The 16,100-nt window shown below is 58.3% G+C and carries 17 protein-coding genes and 1 tRNA gene; 11 read left to right on the top strand and 7 right to left on the bottom strand.

Annotated features, from left to right (window positions below; translation table 11 throughout):
* Positions 1–23 precede the first annotated feature (23 nt).
* The 7 genes from ihfB to JT51_RS08915 all read left to right on the top strand — a co-directional run bounded on the left by ihfB (position 24) and on the right by JT51_RS08915 (position 5,001).
* Positions 24–308 (top strand): integration host factor subunit beta, encoded by a 285-nt coding sequence (ihfB, locus tag JT51_RS08950; protein ID WP_037310872.1) that lies wholly within the window; start codon positions 24–26, stop codon positions 306–308.
* A 7-nt stretch (positions 309–315) separates the two neighbouring features.
* On the top strand, positions 316–666 hold the full coding sequence (locus JT51_RS08945) for a lipopolysaccharide assembly protein LapA domain-containing protein (protein ID WP_037312015.1): 351 nt from the start codon (positions 316–318) through the stop codon (positions 664–666).
* 7 nt (positions 667–673) lie between these two features.
* Positions 674–1,315, top strand: a complete 642-nt coding sequence (locus JT51_RS08940; protein ID WP_037310870.1) for a phosphoribosylanthranilate isomerase — start codon at positions 674–676, stop codon at positions 1,313–1,315.
* A gap of 12 nt (positions 1,316–1,327) precedes the next feature.
* Positions 1,328–1,696, top strand: coding sequence for a hypothetical protein (locus JT51_RS08935; protein ID WP_152563320.1), 369 nt, complete (start codon positions 1,328–1,330; stop codon positions 1,694–1,696).
* Between the two features lie 68 nt (positions 1,697–1,764).
* Positions 1,765–3,012: a tryptophan synthase subunit beta gene (gene trpB, locus JT51_RS08930; protein ID WP_037312011.1), complete on the top strand. Its 1,248-nt coding sequence runs from the start codon at positions 1,765–1,767 to the stop codon at positions 3,010–3,012.
* 367 nt (positions 3,013–3,379) lie between these two features.
* Positions 3,380–3,453, top strand: a tRNA-Arg gene (locus JT51_RS08920).
* A gap of 402 nt (positions 3,454–3,855) precedes the next feature.
* Positions 3,856–5,001, top strand: a complete 1,146-nt coding sequence (locus JT51_RS08915) for a slipin family protein (protein ID WP_051927463.1) — start codon at positions 3,856–3,858, stop codon at positions 4,999–5,001.
* A 44-nt stretch (positions 5,002–5,045) separates the two neighbouring features.
* Here JT51_RS08915 and JT51_RS08910 read toward each other — a convergent pair whose 3' ends face one another.
* From JT51_RS08910 to JT51_RS08880, 7 genes are all read right to left on the bottom strand, one after another.
* On the bottom strand, positions 5,046–5,420 hold the full coding sequence (locus JT51_RS08910) for a DUF2237 family protein (protein WP_037310866.1): 375 nt from the start codon (positions 5,418–5,420) through the stop codon (positions 5,046–5,048).
* 9 nt (positions 5,421–5,429) lie between these two features.
* Positions 5,430–6,593 carry a serine hydrolase domain-containing protein gene (locus JT51_RS08905; protein WP_037310865.1) on the bottom strand — a complete coding sequence of 388 codons (1,164 nt, stop codon included), beginning with the start codon at positions 6,591–6,593 and terminating at the stop codon, positions 5,430–5,432.
* Between the two features lie 83 nt (positions 6,594–6,676).
* Positions 6,677–7,357 carry an aminoacyl-tRNA hydrolase gene (gene pth / locus JT51_RS08900; RefSeq protein WP_037310863.1) on the bottom strand — a complete coding sequence of 227 codons (681 nt, stop codon included), beginning with the start codon at positions 7,355–7,357 and terminating at the stop codon, positions 6,677–6,679.
* A gap of 139 nt (positions 7,358–7,496) precedes the next feature.
* Positions 7,497–8,144, bottom strand: coding sequence for a 50S ribosomal protein L25/general stress protein Ctc (locus tag JT51_RS08895; RefSeq protein ID WP_037310861.1), 648 nt, complete (start codon positions 8,142–8,144; stop codon positions 7,497–7,499).
* 267 nt (positions 8,145–8,411) lie between these two features.
* Complete coding sequence (locus JT51_RS08890) at positions 8,412–9,578, bottom strand: alpha-hydroxy acid oxidase (protein ID WP_037310859.1); 1,167 nt, start codon at positions 9,576–9,578, stop codon at positions 8,412–8,414.
* Positions 9,579–9,719: 141 nt separating this feature from the next.
* A complete protein-coding gene (gene trpA, locus JT51_RS08885; protein WP_037312006.1) occupies positions 9,720–10,511 on the bottom strand; it encodes a tryptophan synthase subunit alpha in 792 nt (263 codons plus the stop codon).
* A 78-nt stretch (positions 10,512–10,589) separates the two neighbouring features.
* The gene (locus tag JT51_RS08880) at positions 10,590–11,075 is read right to left on the bottom strand and encodes an acyloxyacyl hydrolase (RefSeq protein WP_037312003.1); all 486 of its coding nucleotides are present in this window, start codon (positions 11,073–11,075) and stop codon (positions 10,590–10,592) included.
* 195 nt (positions 11,076–11,270) lie between these two features.
* On the opposite strand from JT51_RS08880, the gene ychF reads away from it, so the two are divergent.
* The 4 genes from ychF to JT51_RS08860 all read left to right on the top strand — a co-directional run bounded on the left by ychF (position 11,271) and on the right by JT51_RS08860 (position 16,088).
* Positions 11,271–12,368, top strand: a complete 1,098-nt coding sequence (ychF, locus tag JT51_RS08875; RefSeq protein ID WP_037312001.1) for a redox-regulated ATPase YchF — start codon at positions 11,271–11,273, stop codon at positions 12,366–12,368.
* 155 nt (positions 12,369–12,523) lie between these two features.
* Positions 12,524–13,219, top strand: a complete 696-nt coding sequence (locus JT51_RS21225) for a hypothetical protein (protein WP_152563319.1) — start codon at positions 12,524–12,526, stop codon at positions 13,217–13,219.
* Positions 13,220–13,417: 198 nt separating this feature from the next.
* Positions 13,418–14,299, top strand: coding sequence for a LysR family transcriptional regulator (locus JT51_RS08865; protein ID WP_037310857.1), 882 nt, complete (start codon positions 13,418–13,420; stop codon positions 14,297–14,299).
* A gap of 85 nt (positions 14,300–14,384) precedes the next feature.
* Positions 14,385–16,088: an NAD(P)H-dependent oxidoreductase subunit E gene (locus JT51_RS08860; RefSeq protein WP_037310855.1), complete on the top strand. Its 1,704-nt coding sequence runs from the start codon at positions 14,385–14,387 to the stop codon at positions 16,086–16,088.
* Positions 16,089–16,100: the final 12 nt, after the last annotated feature.

The following is a 16,100-nucleotide window of genomic DNA, read 5'->3' as shown; positions in this document are numbered from 1 at the left end:
GGTCGCCTGGGAGGGTAACGCACATGATCCGTTCAGAACTGATTCAAAAAATCGCCGACGAGAACCCGCATCTGTATCAGCGTGATGTCGAGCGGATTGTGAATACTGTGTTCGAAGAAGTAACAGATGCCATGGCGCGCGGCGACCGGGTTGAACTGCGCGGGTTTGGCGCTTTTTCCGTGAAACAGCGCGACGCGCGTGTCGGTCGAAACCCCAGAACGGGTGAGACTGTTCAGGTCGAAGAAAAATGTGTTCCCTTTTTCAAGACTGGCAAGTTGCTTAGGGATCGTTTGAACGGTAAAGCCTGATCTCATGATGCGTTATCTTCGATATGCTTTTCTGGCGATCCTCGGGATCACTCTTATTTCCATTTCGCTTGCCAACCGCGAAGTGGTTGAGCTGAAGCTGATGCCGGATGCGATTGCCGACCTGCTTGGCGTTAACTTCAGCACGTCGCTGCCATTGTTCGTTGTGGTACTGGGCGGCGTCGTTGCGGGTCTGGTCCTCGGCTTCCTGTGGGAATGGCTGCGCGAACATAAGCATCGCCGCGACGCCACAGCCAAAACCGGCGAAGTGCGCAAGCTTGAGCGTGAGGTCAAGAAGCTCAAGAAAAAGCAGAACGAAGGCCAGGACGAAGTTCTGGCGCTGTTGGACGAGGCCAGCTGAGGCACCTATGCCCGATGTATCCGTCAAAATCTGCGGCCTGACCGCCCCTGAACATGTGCGCGCTGCGGTGGACGCTGGCGCGCGCTATGTGGGGTTCGTGTTTTTCCCGAAATCCCCGCGGCACCTGGACATAGAAGCGGCGGCGGAACTGGCTCAACTGGTGCCGGCCGGTATCGCCAAGGTGGCGTTGACGGTGAATGCCCCGGATGAGGAGCTGGATCGGATTCTGGCCTCTGTCCCGCTGGATATGTTGCAGCTTCACGGAAAAGAATCGCCCGAACGTGTGGCGCGGGTCCGGGATCGGTTCGGCCTGCCGGTGATGAAAGCCATCGGCGTTGCCGAACCCGAAGATCTGGCTGCGATTGATCTGTATTCCGAGATTGCCGATCAACTGCTGATCGACGCCAAACCACCGCGCAATTCCGAATTGCCGGGGGGCAACGGGCTGTCCTTTGACTGGCGTTTGCTGGCCGGGCGTAAATACTGGCGGCGTCCATGGATGCTGGCCGGTGGGCTTACCCCCGAAAACGTTGCCGAGGCCATGCGCATGACCGGGGCACGTCAGGTTGATGTGTCCTCGGGCGTGGAAAGCGCGCCGGGGATCAAGGACGCGGGCCTGATCCGGTCTTTTATCGACGCAGCCCAGTGATCTGATTGCCTTGTGACCACGTACCCCCGTAAAGAGGGTGCGTTCATGCTGGCAGCGATTGGCGGAGTTTCCCTGAAACGGTGGTACTACGCGCCAGAATTCTTCTGGCGCGCGTCTCAGGCATTGCGGCAGGCGCGCGGGGATCCGCTCTGTCTTCACGCGGGCATGTTTCCGCATCGCGGGCTCTATTTCTCACTCAGCGTCTGGCACGATGCCGAGGCAATGCTGACGTTTGCCCAATCCGGCCCCCACCGGCAGGTTGTGCAGGCGGCCGCACGGTTGGCGGATGTGAATACGTTCTATCATTTCCCCTGCATTGCCGTGCCAAGCCGGGATCAGGCGTTGCAGGTCTGGGCACAGCAAGGGCAAGCGGCAGAATGATGCGTTTTGCCCATGGCAAATCTCGCCGCCACCGCCTATGAACAGCGGATACGACGATGGAGACACCCATGGCCAACGATCTTTTCAATTCCTTCATGTCCGGCCCCGACGAGCAGGGCCGCTTTGGCATTTTCGGCGGACGGTTCGTCAGCGAAACGCTGATGCCCCTGATCCTGGCGCTGGAAGAGGAATATGAAAAGGCCAAGGATGACCCCACCTTCTGGGCCGAGATGGATGACCTGTGGACGAACTATGTGGGCCGCCCTTCGCCGCTGTATTATGCGCAACGTCTGACCGAGCATTTGGGCGGTGCGAAAATCTATCTGAAGCGTGATGAGCTGAACCACACCGGCGCACACAAGATCAACAACGTGCTGGGCCAGATCATTCTGGCGCGGCGCATGGGCAAGACCCGGATCATCGCGGAAACCGGGGCAGGGCAGCACGGCGTGGCCACGGCCACTGTCTGCGCCAAGTTCGGTCTGAAATGTGTGGTCTACATGGGCGCGCACGACGTGCAGCGTCAGGCCCCGAACGTGTTCCGTATGCGCCTGCTGGGGGCCGAGGTGATCCCGGTGACGAGCGGCCGAGGCACGTTGAAAGACGCGATGAACGACGCGCTGCGTGACTGGGTGACCAATGTGCGCGACACGTTCTATTGCATCGGGACTGTGGCTGGTCCGCACCCTTATCCGGCGATGGTCCGTGATTTCCAGTCGATCATCGGCAAGGAAGCCAAGGAACAGATGCACAAGGCTGAAGGACGCCTGCCTGACACGCTGATCGCTGCCATCGGTGGTGGCTCGAACGCGATGGGCCTGTTCTACCCGTTTCTTGACGATAAATCGGTCAACATCATTGGTGTCGAAGCCGGTGGTAAAGGCGTGAACGAAAAAATGGAGCACTGCGCCTCGCTGACTGGTGGGCGCCCGGGTGTGCTGCATGGCAACCGCACCTATCTGCTGCAGGATGACGACGGGCAGATTTTGGAAGGCTATTCGATCTCGGCCGGTCTGGACTATCCGGGCATCGGGCCTGAACATTCGTGGCTGCACGATATCGGCCGTGCGCAATATGTCTCGATCACCGACAAGGAAGCGCTGGAGGCGTTCCAGCTGTGCTGCGCCACCGAAGGCATCATTCCCGCGTTGGAGCCGAGCCACGCGCTGGCCCATGTGATGAAGATCGCGCCCGATCTGCCCGCAGATCACCTGATCTGCATGAACATGTGCGGACGCGGTGACAAGGACGTGCAGACTGTGGCCAAGTACCTGAACTTTGACATGTCCGATACCGAAGGCCGCAGCACCGATTGATCATCCGGTAAAATTTGTAATTTTCGGCAAGAGCGGCGCACCCCCAACGGGTGCGCCGCTTTGTGTTTTGATGTCAGATTTTTCGAATATTGCGTGGATGGGTAATTTTGTTGCGCGTAGGGCACAGGTGAAATTCGGGCCGTGAAATAATTATTGAGCGAATCCAGACCTTTCGCCTAAACACGCCGTTACCGGTCACGACGGGCCGGACCCTAGCGGGCAGAGGTGATCACTCTCCCGGTGCGGGCGGCGCTGCCGATTCCGTATGCCAGGGCCGAAACCGGGGATTGGTACATGCTTTGTAGCTCAGTTGGATAGAGCGGCAGATTTCCCATCTGTAGGCGAAGGTTCGACCCCTTCCAAAGCTCCAAATGTAGCTCATTCTGGTAGAGCAATCGACTGCGAATCGATGGGTAACGGGTTCGACTCCCGTCATTTGAACAAACGCTGTTCGGTCAGCACCGGCCTTCCACGCCGGCCCGCGCAAGCGGTCCAAACCATATGGGTCCGGGCGTTCCCCAGCAGGGTGGGTGCCGCGCGCGCCGCCGGGCTTGCCCGTGCGGGGCAGGGGCCTTCGCTGCTCTGGCCTTGGGCCGGGGGGTGGATGATGGTACCGCCGGATCGGTGCCCCGTATGATCCCTAAGGATCACGCGGCGCATCTGTCCCGCGCCCCTCTCTCTGACCGTCCCGCGCAGGGGCATGGCGCGGGGGACGCCCGGGTCTTTCCTGCCTTCGGCAGAAGGCGTCACACCTGCCACCCGCTTGGGGTGCAACCCACTGAAAACATGAAAAGGAGTTCGCTTTTGCGACGACGATAGAGCGAGACGAAAAGGAGATATGAAATGACACTGTTCCAAGATCTGATCGACCGGCTGACCGGTTATCACCGGCTGACCCTGACCGAAACCCAGCGGATGCTGGTTCTGCGCAAAGGGGTGTTCAGCACCATCCTGGGGGCCGGGAAACACCGGTTGCCGCGCAAGGATGTCCTGACCGAGATGCACGATCTGGAAGCTCTCTTTTTCGTGTCGCGCTATGAACGGGCGCTGATGCAAAACCGGCCTGAACTGGCGGCTGCGCATCTGGTCGAATTCCGGGCCGGGCCCGAAGAGGTTCTGGTTGTTCTGCGGGATGGGCGGCCCGTTCGGGTTCTTAACCCCGAAGCACGGGTGTTGGTCTGGAAAGACGCTGGCCCGTGGGACGTCGAACGGCACGCGTTGACCGTGTCCATGACGGTACCGAAGCCGGTGGCACAACGGCTGGTTCGGGCCGGGTTGCGGGCACATCTGATGCAGGTTGAGGTGCCCGAAGGGCATACTGGTCTGCTGACGGTTGACGGTGTGCTGGTGGATCAGCTGTCCCCTGGCGCGCACGCCTTCTGGAAAGTGGGCCGCAACGTCGAGGTCAAGCAGATCGACCTGCGGCAACGCACCCATGAGGTGACGGGTCAAGAGATTCTGACCAAGGATCGGGTGACCATCCGGGTCAACCTCAGCGCTGACTACCGGATTGTTGATCCGGTCAAGGCGGTGGGGGCGGTCAAGGATTTCGATCAGGCCCTGCACCGGGCGCTGCAATTGGCGTTCCGGAAAACCCTTGGCGCGATGACACTGGACCGGCTGCTGGCCGAGAAAGTCAACGTCGACACCGAGGCCGCAGATCGGGTGCGGACACAGATGGCCGGGATCGGCATCGAGGTGGGTGAGATCGCGTTGAAAGACGTCATCCTGCCCGGCGAGATGCGGGAAATCCTGACCGCTGTGGTCGCCGCCGAAAAACAGGCCGAGGCCAACGTCATCCGGCGGCGGGAAGAAACCAACGCCACGCGGTCTCTGCTGAACACCGCAAAGGTGATGGCGGAAAACCCGGTGATGTTGCGGTTGAAAGAGCTTGAGGCGCTGGAAACCATCGCTGGCAAGGTCGAGCGGCTGACGGTCCACAACGGGACCGAAGGGCTGATGTCCGATCTGGTCAAACTGCGGGATTGATCCCGAATAAGGGCCGGTCCGGGGTAACTCCCGGGCCGGTCCACTCAATTCAGTAGGGCGTATTCTTTCAAAAGGCGCAGAGGCACCACCTCCAGCGCCCGCTGATGCGTCGCCTCCAGGTGAACCTTGGGCGCGCAGCCTTCGTCATGGGCCTGAAGAAAGCGCGCCGCACACAAGCACCAGCTGTCCCCAGGTTTGAGGCCGGGAAAGTTGAATTCCGGGTGCGGAGTGCTGAGGTCATTTCCAACGTATTTGGAAAACGCCAGAAATTCAGCCGTCATCACCACGCAAACCGTGTGACTGCCCTGATCCTCGGGGCAGGTATTGCACGCCCCATCCCGAAAGAAGCCAGTCAGCGGATCACGCGAGCACGACGCGAGAACACCTCCAAGCACGTTTATGCTGTCCTGTTTTTCCATGGGTACACCCTACAGGCTTTGGGCAATGGTGCGGAACATTTCTATGTTCACCTCATTCACGCCCGGATCGCGGAAGTTGCGATCTGCGCCAGTCGAAACGATCAACACACCGCGCGGCTGGTCGAAATAGATGTACTGACCATACACGCCGCGGGCCAGAAATTCACCCTCATGCGCGCCGAGGGGAATCCACCATTGATACCCGTACCCGATTTCCCCGGACGCAGTGGGCGCACTGGGAAAAACGGATTCTGCTATCCAATCCGCCGGAACAAGTTGCTGCCCGTTATGCGCGCCATTTTGCAGGATCATCTGTCCAAACCGGGCATAGTCGCGGGTGGTGAAATTCAGTCCGCCCAGTACAAATGCAACGCCTACGCCGTCGGTCACATAATACCCGTCCCGCTCCAGCCCCAGCGGCTGGACGATCCGTTCGGTCAGCAATTCGGAAATACTGCGGCCGGTCGCACCCCGGACAACCATTCCGATCACATGGGTGTCGATCGAGACATACTGCCAGGTTTCGCCCGGCGTGGCGAAACTGTCCTGTAGCGAGGCTGCGAAATCGTCCATCTCTCCGCCCAGGGCGAGGACACGCCCCATCCGGTTGATATCCGAATCGTAGTCCAGATAATCTTCGTCGAAGGTAACACCGCTGGCCATGTTCAGGACATTGCGGATGGTCGCGCCATCATAGGCCGAACCTTCCAGTTTTGGCGCGTATTTCACCACCGGATCATCCAGCGACTCGATTGCGCCTTCGGCCAGCAGAATGCCGAACAGGGCCGAGAGATAGCTTTTGGCAACCGACCACGAGATCCGACGATCTTCGGGGGCGGTGCCCAGATAATATTCCTCGAACCGGATTTGCCCATCCTGCATCACCAGCAGTGAGGTTACTGCACGATCTTCGATCCAGGTGTCGGTCCCCTGAGGCAGGTCAAAGCCGGGTCCATAGGGCAGCTCCCAGGTTGGCCCGTCCCCACGCGGCAGGTCGATCGTATTGAACGCCTCATTCATATGAGAGAAGTTGTGAACGATTTTATCTTCTGAAAACAAGGAATTCACCGCCATCAGGCGCTGTATCTCTTCGCGCTTCCAGATACCAACAACCACAGCGGCCAGCACCAGCATCAGCAAGATGCGCAGCACCCATTTCACAACGGTTCTCATACGTCGCCTCCTATTTTCGTATCGTATTGGACCGCGAACAGGTTCATTCCGCAATTGGGACGTTACGGAAACATTCGAGGGTTCTACTTGAACTTGTCCAACAGCTTTTGCATGGCCGAGCGATCGTCTTGCTGTGGTACCGGCGTGGGATTGGGCGCAGCCTTTGGCTTTTCTGCCAAGGTTTTCGATGATCTGGGCGGCGCTGCACGCAAGGCGACCGCGTTCATGAACTTGCCGCCGTCCCCATCGGCCAGATGGCCCGCGCCCTCTGACACGCCGCGCAGGACATCATCCAGCCATTGAGCATCGGCTTTCGCAAAATCCCCCAGAACATAAGGCGAAACCATTTCTTTCCGGCCCGGATGTCCGATCCCCAGACGCACCCGGTCATACGCGGGGCTGATGTGTTCATGAATTGACCGCAGGCCGTTGTGGCCTGCGTGACCTCCGCCCGCCTTGACGCGCACTTTGCCGGGGGCAAGGTCCAGCTCGTCATGGAATATGGTCACATCGGTAGATTCCAGTTTGTAAAACCGCATCGCCTCTCCTACGGCTTGGCCTGAGCGGTTCATGAAGGTTTGGGGTTTCAGCAGCAGAACCTTTTCGCGCCCCAGACGACCTTCGGCGATGCCGGCCTGAAACTTGGATTTCCAGGGGCCGAACCCGTGATCTTCGGCGATCCGATCAACGGCCATAAAACCGATGTTGTGCCGGTTGCGGGCATATTTTGATCCTGGGTTTCCCAAGCCGACAAACAGTTTCATTGACTTGTCCTTATGCAGAGGTGGAATTGGCATCTGGTTGATCGCACGGAATGCCGCCGGTGTTCCAGCCCGGTCGCGCCAAAAGAAAAACGGGACCTCAAGAGGCCCCGTTTCAAAAATCGGATCGTTAGGTCCGAATTTACTCTTCTTCCTGGCCTACGACTTCGACTTCGTCGGCGGCCACTTCGGCCTCTTCGTCGTCGTCGCTGGTCGCCAGACCGGTCGGTGCCGAGATGTTGGCGATCACGAAATCACGGTCGATGGTCGGCGTGGTGCCGGTCGGCAGATCAACAGACGAGATGGTGGCAACATCGTTGATGTTCATGCCAGCCAGATCAACGATGATCTTGTCCGGGATGTCACCAGCGGTGCAGACCAGCTCAACTTCAGGGCGGACAACGGTCAGAACGCCGCCCTTCTTGATGCCGGGTGCTTCTTCCTCGTTGATGAATTCAACCGGAATGAACAGCGCGATCTTGGTGGTCCGACGCAGGCGCATCAGGTCCAGGTGGGTCGGCAGGTCTTTGACGACGTCACGCTGAACGTCGCGGCAGATGACGCGAACGTCTTCCTGGCCTTCAACCTTCAGGTTCCACAGGGTCGACTTGAACCGGCCCGCTTTCAGGCGCTTGAACAGTTCGTTGAACGGGATCTGGATTGCCAGCGGGTCTTTGTCGCCGCCAAATACAACGCCCGGAACCATGCCTTCGCGGCGTGCTTTACGAGCGGCGCCCTTGCCTGTCCCCGTCCGTTCCAGAGCTACGAGATCAGGAATCTCACCAGCCATGATATATCTCCAATGTTAGGGCGGGCATCCTCCAAGGCTGTATACCCGCGTGAAGCCGCGTCCTTAGCTTGATTCATCAAGATTGGAAAGGGGTTTTTGGCGGATTGGCATTTAGCGAGGCTCTGCCTCGCGCTCCGGGATATTTAAGGCCAGATGAACAAGGGGCGGCCTCTTCATCTGGCTAAAAGTATCCCGGGGGAGGCGCGGCTTGCCGCGACGGGGGCAGCGCCCCCTTTTTTGTTAATTTCCAGCCCCCCGGAAACAAGGTCAGCTTTGCCAGCGCCCGCCGAAATCTTCGGGTACCAACAGATTGTGGCGTCCAAGATCGTTGACGTGCCGTTCGCCACACAGGGCCATGGTGGTATCCAGCTCTTTTTGGATGACCTCAAGGGCGGTCGTCACACCCTTCTGTCCCATCGCGCCCAGCCCATAGACAAAAGCGCGGCCGATATAGGTTCCGCTGGCCCCCAAGGCCAGCGCTTTCAGGATATCCTGGCCAGAACGGATGCCGCTGTCCAGATGAACCTCAAGGTCGCCGCCGACCGCATCCATGATTTCCGGTAACATGCGGATTGAGCTGAGCGCGCCATCCAGTTGGCGCCCCCCATGGTTGGACACAACGATGGCATCAGCCCCCAATTTGGCCGCCATTTTGGCGTCTTCGGCATCCAGAATCCCCTTCAGGATTACCTTCCCGCCCCATTGCTCCATCAGCTTTTCAACCTTTTTCCAATCCAGGCTGGGATCGAACTGCTCGGCGGTCCATGCGCCCAGCGAGGACGCGTCTGTGACGCCTTTGGCGTGACCGACGATATTGCCGAATTCGCGACGCTTTGCGCCAAGCATCTCAATCCCCCAAGACCATTTGGTCATCAGGTTGGCGATGGTTTTGGGGGTCAGCTTCGGCGGTGCGGACAGGCCGTTTTTCAGATCCTTATGCCGTTGCCCCAGAACCTGTAGATCAAGCGTAATCACCAGGGCCGAACATTTTGCGTCTTTGGCGCGCTGTATCAGGCGGTTGATGTAATCCTGGTCCTTCATCGTATAAAGCTGAAACCAGAACGGCGTGGTGGTGTATTCGGCCACATCTTCGATCGAGTTGATGGACATGGTGGACAGTGTAAACGGCACGCCAAATTCTTCGGCGGCTTTGGCGGCCTTCATCTCTCCGTCTGCGTGTTGCATTCCCGTCAGCCCGACCGGGGCCAGCGCGACCGGCATTGCAACGTCCTGCCCAAGCATCTGCGTAGCGGTTGACCGGCCGTCCATATCCACGGCAACCCGTTGCCGCAGGCGGATATCTTTGAAATCCGCGCTGTTGTCGTGGAAGGTCTGTTCAGTCCAGCTGCCGCTTTCGGCGTAGTCATAAAACATCCGGGGAACGCGCCGTTCGTAGAGGCGGCGAAGATCTTCGATGGTTGTGATTACCGGCATGGTTCAGCGCCCTTATTGCGTTTGGTTAAGTTTTTTTACCAATTCTTGCAATCCGGGGAAATTGTGTCCAGACAACAAAAAGCCGCAGCCAACGCGTTGTCGGCTGCGGTTTGAATTGTATCACCTGTATTGACCTATGTGTCAGGCAGAATGCGCGCCGTCAGCCAACGCCCTGACGAAATCCAGAACCTCACCGACGGGCTTTCCGGCCGCGATTTGGCTGACAATGGCGGAACCGACAACTGCGCCATCTGCAACGCTGGCGATGTTGCGTGATTTTTCGGGGGTGTTAATGCCAAACCCGACAATGACCGGCAGGTCCGTCGCGGATTTGATCCGCGCTACCTCGGGGCCGACATTGGTGGCTTCTGCTTCGGCGGAACCGGTGATCCCGGTGATCGAGACATAGTACACAAAGCCCGAGGTGTTCTGAAGCACGCGGGGCAGGCGTTTGTCATCGGTGGTTGGCGTTGCCAGGCGGATGAAGTTCAGGCCAGCCGCCTGCGCGGGCACGCACAGCTCAGCATCTTCTTCCGGCGGCAGGTCGACAACGATCAACCCGTCAATGCCTGCCTCTTTCGCATCTGCCAGAAACGTATCAACCCCGCGGCTGTAAATTGGATTGTAGTATCCCATTAAAACAATCGGCGTGGTATCATCGGTTTCACGGAACGCGCGCGCAAGATCCAGCGTCCGCTGTAAGGTCATGCCGCCATCCAAAGCCCGTTGGCCAGCGGCCTGAATGGTCGGGCCATCTGCCATGGGGTCCGTGAACGGCAAACCCAGCTCGATGACGTCGACACCTGCGCCGGGCAACCCCTTGACCACCTCAAGCGAGGTATCGAAATCCGGGTCACCTGCCATGATGTATGAGACAAAGGCCTTTTTTCCTTCGGCCTTCAGGGCGGCGAACTTAGCATCAATACGGGTCATCAGCGGTCCTTGCATACAGGTTTGATCCTGATGTGCAGAAACTTTGCCCGGAAATCAATCCCGGTGGGCCAGATTGGCTTAGAACCCGAAATGGTATCGAACCAACAGAGCGTTCACGCCCGGGTTCGAACTGTCTGTGCTGGCGTTGGATTTATGGGTCACCGCAACCGAGACCTTGTTGCCGCCGTCCAGAGTGTACCCCACGCCCAACAAGCTGCGAATTTGGAAGCTGCCCCCCAAATCGTTGCTGTTGTTTGCCGCGTTGTAATATCCGGGCATGACGCTGAGTTCGGCAAACCACCGGTCAGCGAACGCGTAAGTGCCAATCAACCCAGCCCCGATATGGGTGTCGCCATCGGTGTCCACCGACAATGCCGTTCCCCACGTCGCGCTAAAACGCGTCGCTTCGTGAAACGGCCTGTGCTGATACTCCAGCGAAAAGATGGCCTGATCATCCGAGTCGCTGGCCGAGAAATCCGCATAGCCTGCGCCGACAACAATAGATTGTGCCTGCACTGCGTTGGCGGCAAGAAGCAGGGCGGCGGAAAGTACAAATTTCTTCATGTGGTTCTTCATTGGTTCTGTGCGCGTTGAATTTAACTTGGTGACCCGCAACGGTTAAAATCAAGTATCGTGCGCACACATGTCCCTAACACCTTTGTGATGTTGCAAATCTGACTCTGCTGATTTCCGGCCCCCGGGTTGCGCATTTTCCCCGACCTGCATAGAAGCAGCGTTCGTATGCATCAGGAGGCCGCAATGGGCTTTAAAATGGGAATCGTGGGTCTGCCGAATGTGGGCAAGTCGACCCTTTTCAATGCGCTGACCAAAACTGCGGCCGCGCAGGCGGCGAACTTCCCGTTCTGCACGATCGAACCGAATGTGGGCGATGTTGCCGTGCCTGACGACCGGCTGGACAAGCTGGCGGCGATTGCCAGCTCGAAACAGATCATCCCGACGCGGATGACCTTTGTCGATATCGCCGGTCTGGTCAAAGGGGCCTCCAAGGGCGAAGGGCTGGGCAACCAGTTCCTGGCCAACATCCGCGAGACGGACGCCATCGCCCATGTGTTGCGCTGTTTTGAAGATGGCGATGTGACCCATGTGGACGGCCGCGTCGATCCCGTGGCCGACGCCGACACCATCGAGACCGAGCTGATGCTGGCCGATCTGGAAAGCATCGAAAAGCGCCGCGCCAATCTGGTGCGCAAGCTGAAAGGCAACGACAAAGAGGCACAGCAGCAGGAACGCTTGCTGGCCGAGGCGCAGGCCATGCTGGAAAACGGCAAGCCCGCACGTCTGGTCGAAGTCTCTGACGAAGACGCCAAGGCCTGGCAGATGCTGCAGCTGCTGACTACCAAGCCGGTGCTCTATGTCTGCAACGTCTCCGAAGAAGAAGCAGCCGAGGGCAATGAATACTCGGCCCGCGTGGCCGAAATGGCTGCGGCGCAGGGCAATTCCCACGTCATCATCAGCGCCAAGATCGAAGAAGAGATCAGCTTGCTGGAAGAAGACGAAGCCCAGATGTTCCTGGAAGAGATGGGCCTGGAAGAACCCGGCCTCGACCGTCTGATCCGCGCCGGTTACGACCTGCTGAAACTGGAAACCTATTTCACCGTCGGCCCGAAAGAGGCCCGCGCCTGGACCATCCGCACCGGCACCGCCGCCCCGCAGGCGGCTGGCGTGATCCACGGCGATTTCGAAAAAGGCTTCATCCGCGCCGAAACCATCGCCTATGACGACTATATCACTGCCAATGGCGAACAGGGTGCCAAAGAGACAGGCAAGATGCGCGCCGAGGGTAAGGGATACATTGTCAAGGATGGCGATGTGATGCACTTCCTGTTCAACACCTGAGGGTGTTTTTACCCTGTGTTGGAATCGAAAGGGGCTTAGGGTGAGTCCGCTCTGAGCCCAAAGTAACAATCTGAACCTGAGGGTTTTCCAAGTTGCGAGGAACACTCGATAGTCTATAGATGCACACATATAGACTGGTTTCGATTGGAGCAAAAATGGGCTTAAAAGGTGTGAGAGCCGGGGTATCAATAAGGGTAGCAATTTCCTGCTTTATTCTTCTGATAGCTTTACCCGCTGCTTCGAAAGAAGGCTTCGATCCGCAGGACTATTTTGTAAAACCAGATGAAGCCGATATGCCAGATTTGGCAAACCGTTGGTGGCAGTGGTTTTATAGTATTCCGAAGATACAGAACCCGAGACTTGATCCCACCGGAATACACTGTGCTGCTATGCAATCAGGAGAAGTCTGGTTTCTTGCCGATGCCGAACCCGGCGAACTCATTGAACGGAAGTGTCAGGTACCTTTTGGGAGAAGCCTTTTCTTTACAGTCATAAACAACATCGGTTGGACACCTCCCGGTGTTGAACAGAATTGTGACGAGGCTAAGGAGGGGGTAGATTTTGAGCCAGTTTCGAGTGACGTTATCGAAGTCAAACTAAACGGGACGCCGTTTCCAAATCCTGCATTGCATCTTGTTGGATCGTCAGATTGCTTTGATATTCTTGCCCGAATTCCCAGTGAGTACAATCCGCCGAGTTATTATCCATCCGCAACTGATGGCTATTGGTTCATGCTTAAACCTCTTCCGGTCGGCACCTACGACTTGTCAATTTTGGCTATTTTAAAATGGGACGGCGATCAAAATACTCTTCAAAACGTGCGTTACTTGATCGAGGTTGTACCAGAATAGGTTTTAACAGCGACAGGAAAACCTGAAAGTCAGTTTTGTCCGCATTGCTGTCGTCAAAAAAATTCCCAAGAGGCCTCTTTTTGTCAGAGTCACGCACTTAGTCACAACACCCTCTTCTCCGATACGAAAAACTCAGGCTGTCCCCGCGTGCAAAACCCGCTAGTCTGGCGTTCGACCTGCCATTCGAGATAGCTCCAGATGATCGAAATCCGCGACCTGCAACTGCTTAGCGCTTTGGCGCGGCATCGCCATTTTGCCAAGGCGGCCGAGGAATGCGGGATTTCGCAGCCTGCGTTTTCCATGCGCATCCGCAATCTTGAGGATCGTCTGGGCGTGTCCATCGTCCGCCGGGCCAATCGGTTTCAGGGTCTGACCGAAGAGGGTGAGATGATCGTCCTGCGCGCGCGGCGTATTCTGGACGATACAAAAGCGCTGGAGCAGCAGGTTTTGGCCTCAAAGGGTGAAATCACCGGGACCCTGATTTTGGGCGTGATCCCAACAGCCATCGCCTTTACCGGGCGGCTGATCAAACGGTTGCAGCAGGCGCATCCACGTATCCTGTCGCGGATCGAAACCATGTCGGCCTCGGCCATTCAGCATCGGCTGGATGAGGGCAGCCTGGACGCGGGTATCACTTATGGCGACAGCATCGGCACCGATCTGCGGCAGGTGCAGCCCTTGTACGAGGAAACCTATGTGCTGCTGGTGCCGTCGCATATGACGGATGAGACCGGCCCGATCCCCTGGGCGCGGGTGGCTGAATTTCCGATCAGCCTGCTGGAACCGCAGATGCAGAACCGGCGCATTCTTGACCGGATATTTGCCGAGCAGGGGCTGCATCCGCATGTGGTTGCGGAAACCAGCGGCTTTACCGCCTCGATGGTCATGGCGCGCGAAGGGTTGGCGGCCACTGTCGTGCCGCGTGTTCTGATACGGGCGCTGGGTGATCTGAAAGGGACGCGCGTGCTGCCGCTGGTCGATCCCATTGTCAGCAAGCCGATTTGTCTGGCGACGCTGACGCGTGACCCGGAATTGCCCACGGTCGAAGCCTTGCGGGCGGTGGTGACGTCTTTGCGGTGATAAGGTGTCGTTATCGTGCGATTGCCAAAAGCGATTTGACGATATGCTATTCTGATGAGACACGGAGCCTTAATCGGAGGGCATCATGGCACCATTGGATACCAAGCAACCGGGCGGCCAAAAGGGCGTCTGGAAGTCAGGCAAAGGCAAAGGGCGGCACACGCCCAAGGGCCGTCAGTTCACGGATGAGGCGCAGGCTGAGATCGCGCGCTTGCTGGGGGATCGACCCCGCCGCCGCGACCTGCTGATCGAATTTCTGCATTTGATTCAGGATGCACACGGCCATATCAGCGCCGACCACATCGCCGCACTGGCGGTTGAAATGCGGATCGGGCAGGCCGAGATTTATGAAACAGCGACCTTCTATGCCCATTTCGATGTGGTGAAAGAGGGTGAAGTGCCCCCGCCCGCGTTGACCATTCGGGTCTGTGATTCCCTGTCCTGCGAAATGGCCGGCGCCCAGCAGTTGCAAAAGGCGCTGGAGGACGGGTTGGATGCCTCTGAGGTGCGTGTTGTTCGCGCGCCTTGCATGGGGCGCTGCGATACGGCTCCGGTGCTGGAAATCGGCCACAATCATATCGACCACGCGACGCCGGAAAAGGTGCAGGCGGCCATTGCGGCGGGCGATACCCATGCCCATCTGCCCGACTATGAAACCTTCGCGGCCTACACAGAGAACGGCGGCTACGCCAAACTGAAAGAGTTGCGCGAAGGTGGCGACTGGGAAAAGGTGCAGGAAGACGTCCTTGCCTCGGGCCTGCGCGGTCTGGGTGGCGCTGGCTTCCCGTCCGGCAAGAAATGGGGCTTTGTTCGCATGAATGAAGGCACCCGGTATCTGGCCGTGAACGGGGACGAGGGCGAGCCCGGCACCTTCAAAGACCGCTACTATCTGGAGCGTACGCCGCATGTGTTCCTTGAGGGTATGCTGATCGCCGCCTGGGCGGTCGAGGCTGAGACCTGCTTCATCTACATGCGCGATGAATACCCGGCGGTGCTGGAAATCCTCGCCCGCGAGATTGCCGCGCTGGAAGACGCCGGTATCGTCGCCAAAGGCTATATCGACCTGCGCCGGGGGGCTGGCGCGTATATCTGCGGTGAAGAATCCGCGATGATCGAATCGATCGAGGGTAAGAAGGGCCTGCCGCGCCACCGTCCTCCGTTCGTGGCGCAGGTGGGGGTCTTTAACCGCCCGACGCTCGTGCACAATGTCGAGACGCTGTATTGGGTCTCAAAGATTTGCCGTGAGGGGCCAGAATGCCTCAACTCCACGGAAAAGAATGGCCGCAAGGGCCTGCGCAGCTATTCGGTCTCGGGCCGTGTGGCGAAACCGGGTGTCTTCCTGCTGCCCGCGGGTTCGACCATTCTGGATGTGATGGAGGCGGCTGGTGGTATGGCCGACGGTCATGTGTTCAAGGCGTATCAACCGGGCGGGCCGTCCTCGGGCCTGTTGCCTGCGTCCATCGACGACGTGCCGTTGGATTTCGACACGCTGCAACCGCTGGGCACCTTCATCGGCTCGGCCGCCGTGGTGGTCCTGTCCGATCAGGACACCGCCCGCGATGCGGCGCTGAACATGCTGCGGTTCTTCGAGGATGAAAGCTGTGGCCAATGCACGCCCTGCCGGGCAGGCTGCGAAAAGGCGGTCAAGCTGATGCAGGCCGACAAATGGGATCAGGACCTGCTGGAGGATCTGTGTCAGGTCATGGGCGATGCCTCGATCTGCGGTCTGGGGCAGGCGGCCCCGAACCCGATCCGTCTGGTCATCAAACACTTTGCCGACGAAATCTGAGGGAGACAGAGC

The organism is Ruegeria halocynthiae (assembly GCF_000743705.1).
In the GTDB taxonomy this organism is placed as follows: domain Bacteria; phylum Pseudomonadota; class Alphaproteobacteria; order Rhodobacterales; family Rhodobacteraceae; genus Ruegeria; species Ruegeria halocynthiae_B.
The sequence above is the reverse complement of the archived record's forward strand: the minus strand, read 5'-3'. Positions and strand labels throughout refer to the sequence as shown.

What these genes read in the sequence shown, in the direction of transcription:
- JT51_RS08915 (WP_051927463.1), top strand. Translation starts at nt 3,856, where the DNA reads ATGACACTGTTCCAAGATCTGATCGACCGGCTGACCGGTTATCACCGG.
- JT51_RS08860 (WP_037310855.1), top strand. Translation starts at nt 14,385, where the DNA reads ATGGCACCATTGGATACCAAGCAACCGGGCGGCCAAAAGGGCGTCTGG.
- JT51_RS08905 (WP_037310865.1), bottom strand. Translation starts at nt 6,593, where the DNA reads ATGAGAACCGTTGTGAAATGGGTGCTGCGCATCTTGCTGATGCTGGTG.
- JT51_RS08895 (WP_037310861.1), bottom strand. Translation starts at nt 8,144, where the DNA reads ATGGCTGGTGAGATTCCTGATCTCGTAGCTCTGGAACGGACGGGGACA.
- trpA (WP_037312006.1), bottom strand. Translation starts at nt 10,511, where the DNA reads ATGACCCGTATTGATGCTAAGTTCGCCGCCCTGAAGGCCGAAGGAAAA.
- ihfB (WP_037310872.1), top strand. Translation starts at nt 24, where the DNA reads ATGATCCGTTCAGAACTGATTCAAAAAATCGCCGACGAGAACCCGCAT.
- ychF (WP_037312001.1), top strand. Translation starts at nt 11,271, where the DNA reads ATGGGCTTTAAAATGGGAATCGTGGGTCTGCCGAATGTGGGCAAGTCG.
- JT51_RS21225 (WP_152563319.1), top strand. Translation starts at nt 12,524, where the DNA reads ATGGGCTTAAAAGGTGTGAGAGCCGGGGTATCAATAAGGGTAGCAATT.
- JT51_RS08880 (WP_037312003.1), bottom strand. Translation starts at nt 11,075, where the DNA reads ATGAAGAAATTTGTACTTTCCGCCGCCCTGCTTCTTGCCGCCAACGCA.
- pth (WP_037310863.1), bottom strand. Translation starts at nt 7,357, where the DNA reads ATGAAACTGTTTGTCGGCTTGGGAAACCCAGGATCAAAATATGCCCGC.
- JT51_RS08890 (WP_037310859.1), bottom strand. Translation starts at nt 9,578, where the DNA reads ATGCCGGTAATCACAACCATCGAAGATCTTCGCCGCCTCTACGAACGG.
- JT51_RS08945 (WP_037312015.1), top strand. Translation starts at nt 316, where the DNA reads ATGCGTTATCTTCGATATGCTTTTCTGGCGATCCTCGGGATCACTCTT.
- JT51_RS08910 (WP_037310866.1), bottom strand. Translation starts at nt 5,420, where the DNA reads ATGGAAAAACAGGACAGCATAAACGTGCTTGGAGGTGTTCTCGCGTCG.
- JT51_RS08865 (WP_037310857.1), top strand. Translation starts at nt 13,418, where the DNA reads ATGATCGAAATCCGCGACCTGCAACTGCTTAGCGCTTTGGCGCGGCAT.
- trpB (WP_037312011.1), top strand. Translation starts at nt 1,765, where the DNA reads ATGGCCAACGATCTTTTCAATTCCTTCATGTCCGGCCCCGACGAGCAG.
- JT51_RS08940 (WP_037310870.1), top strand. Translation starts at nt 674, where the DNA reads ATGCCCGATGTATCCGTCAAAATCTGCGGCCTGACCGCCCCTGAACAT.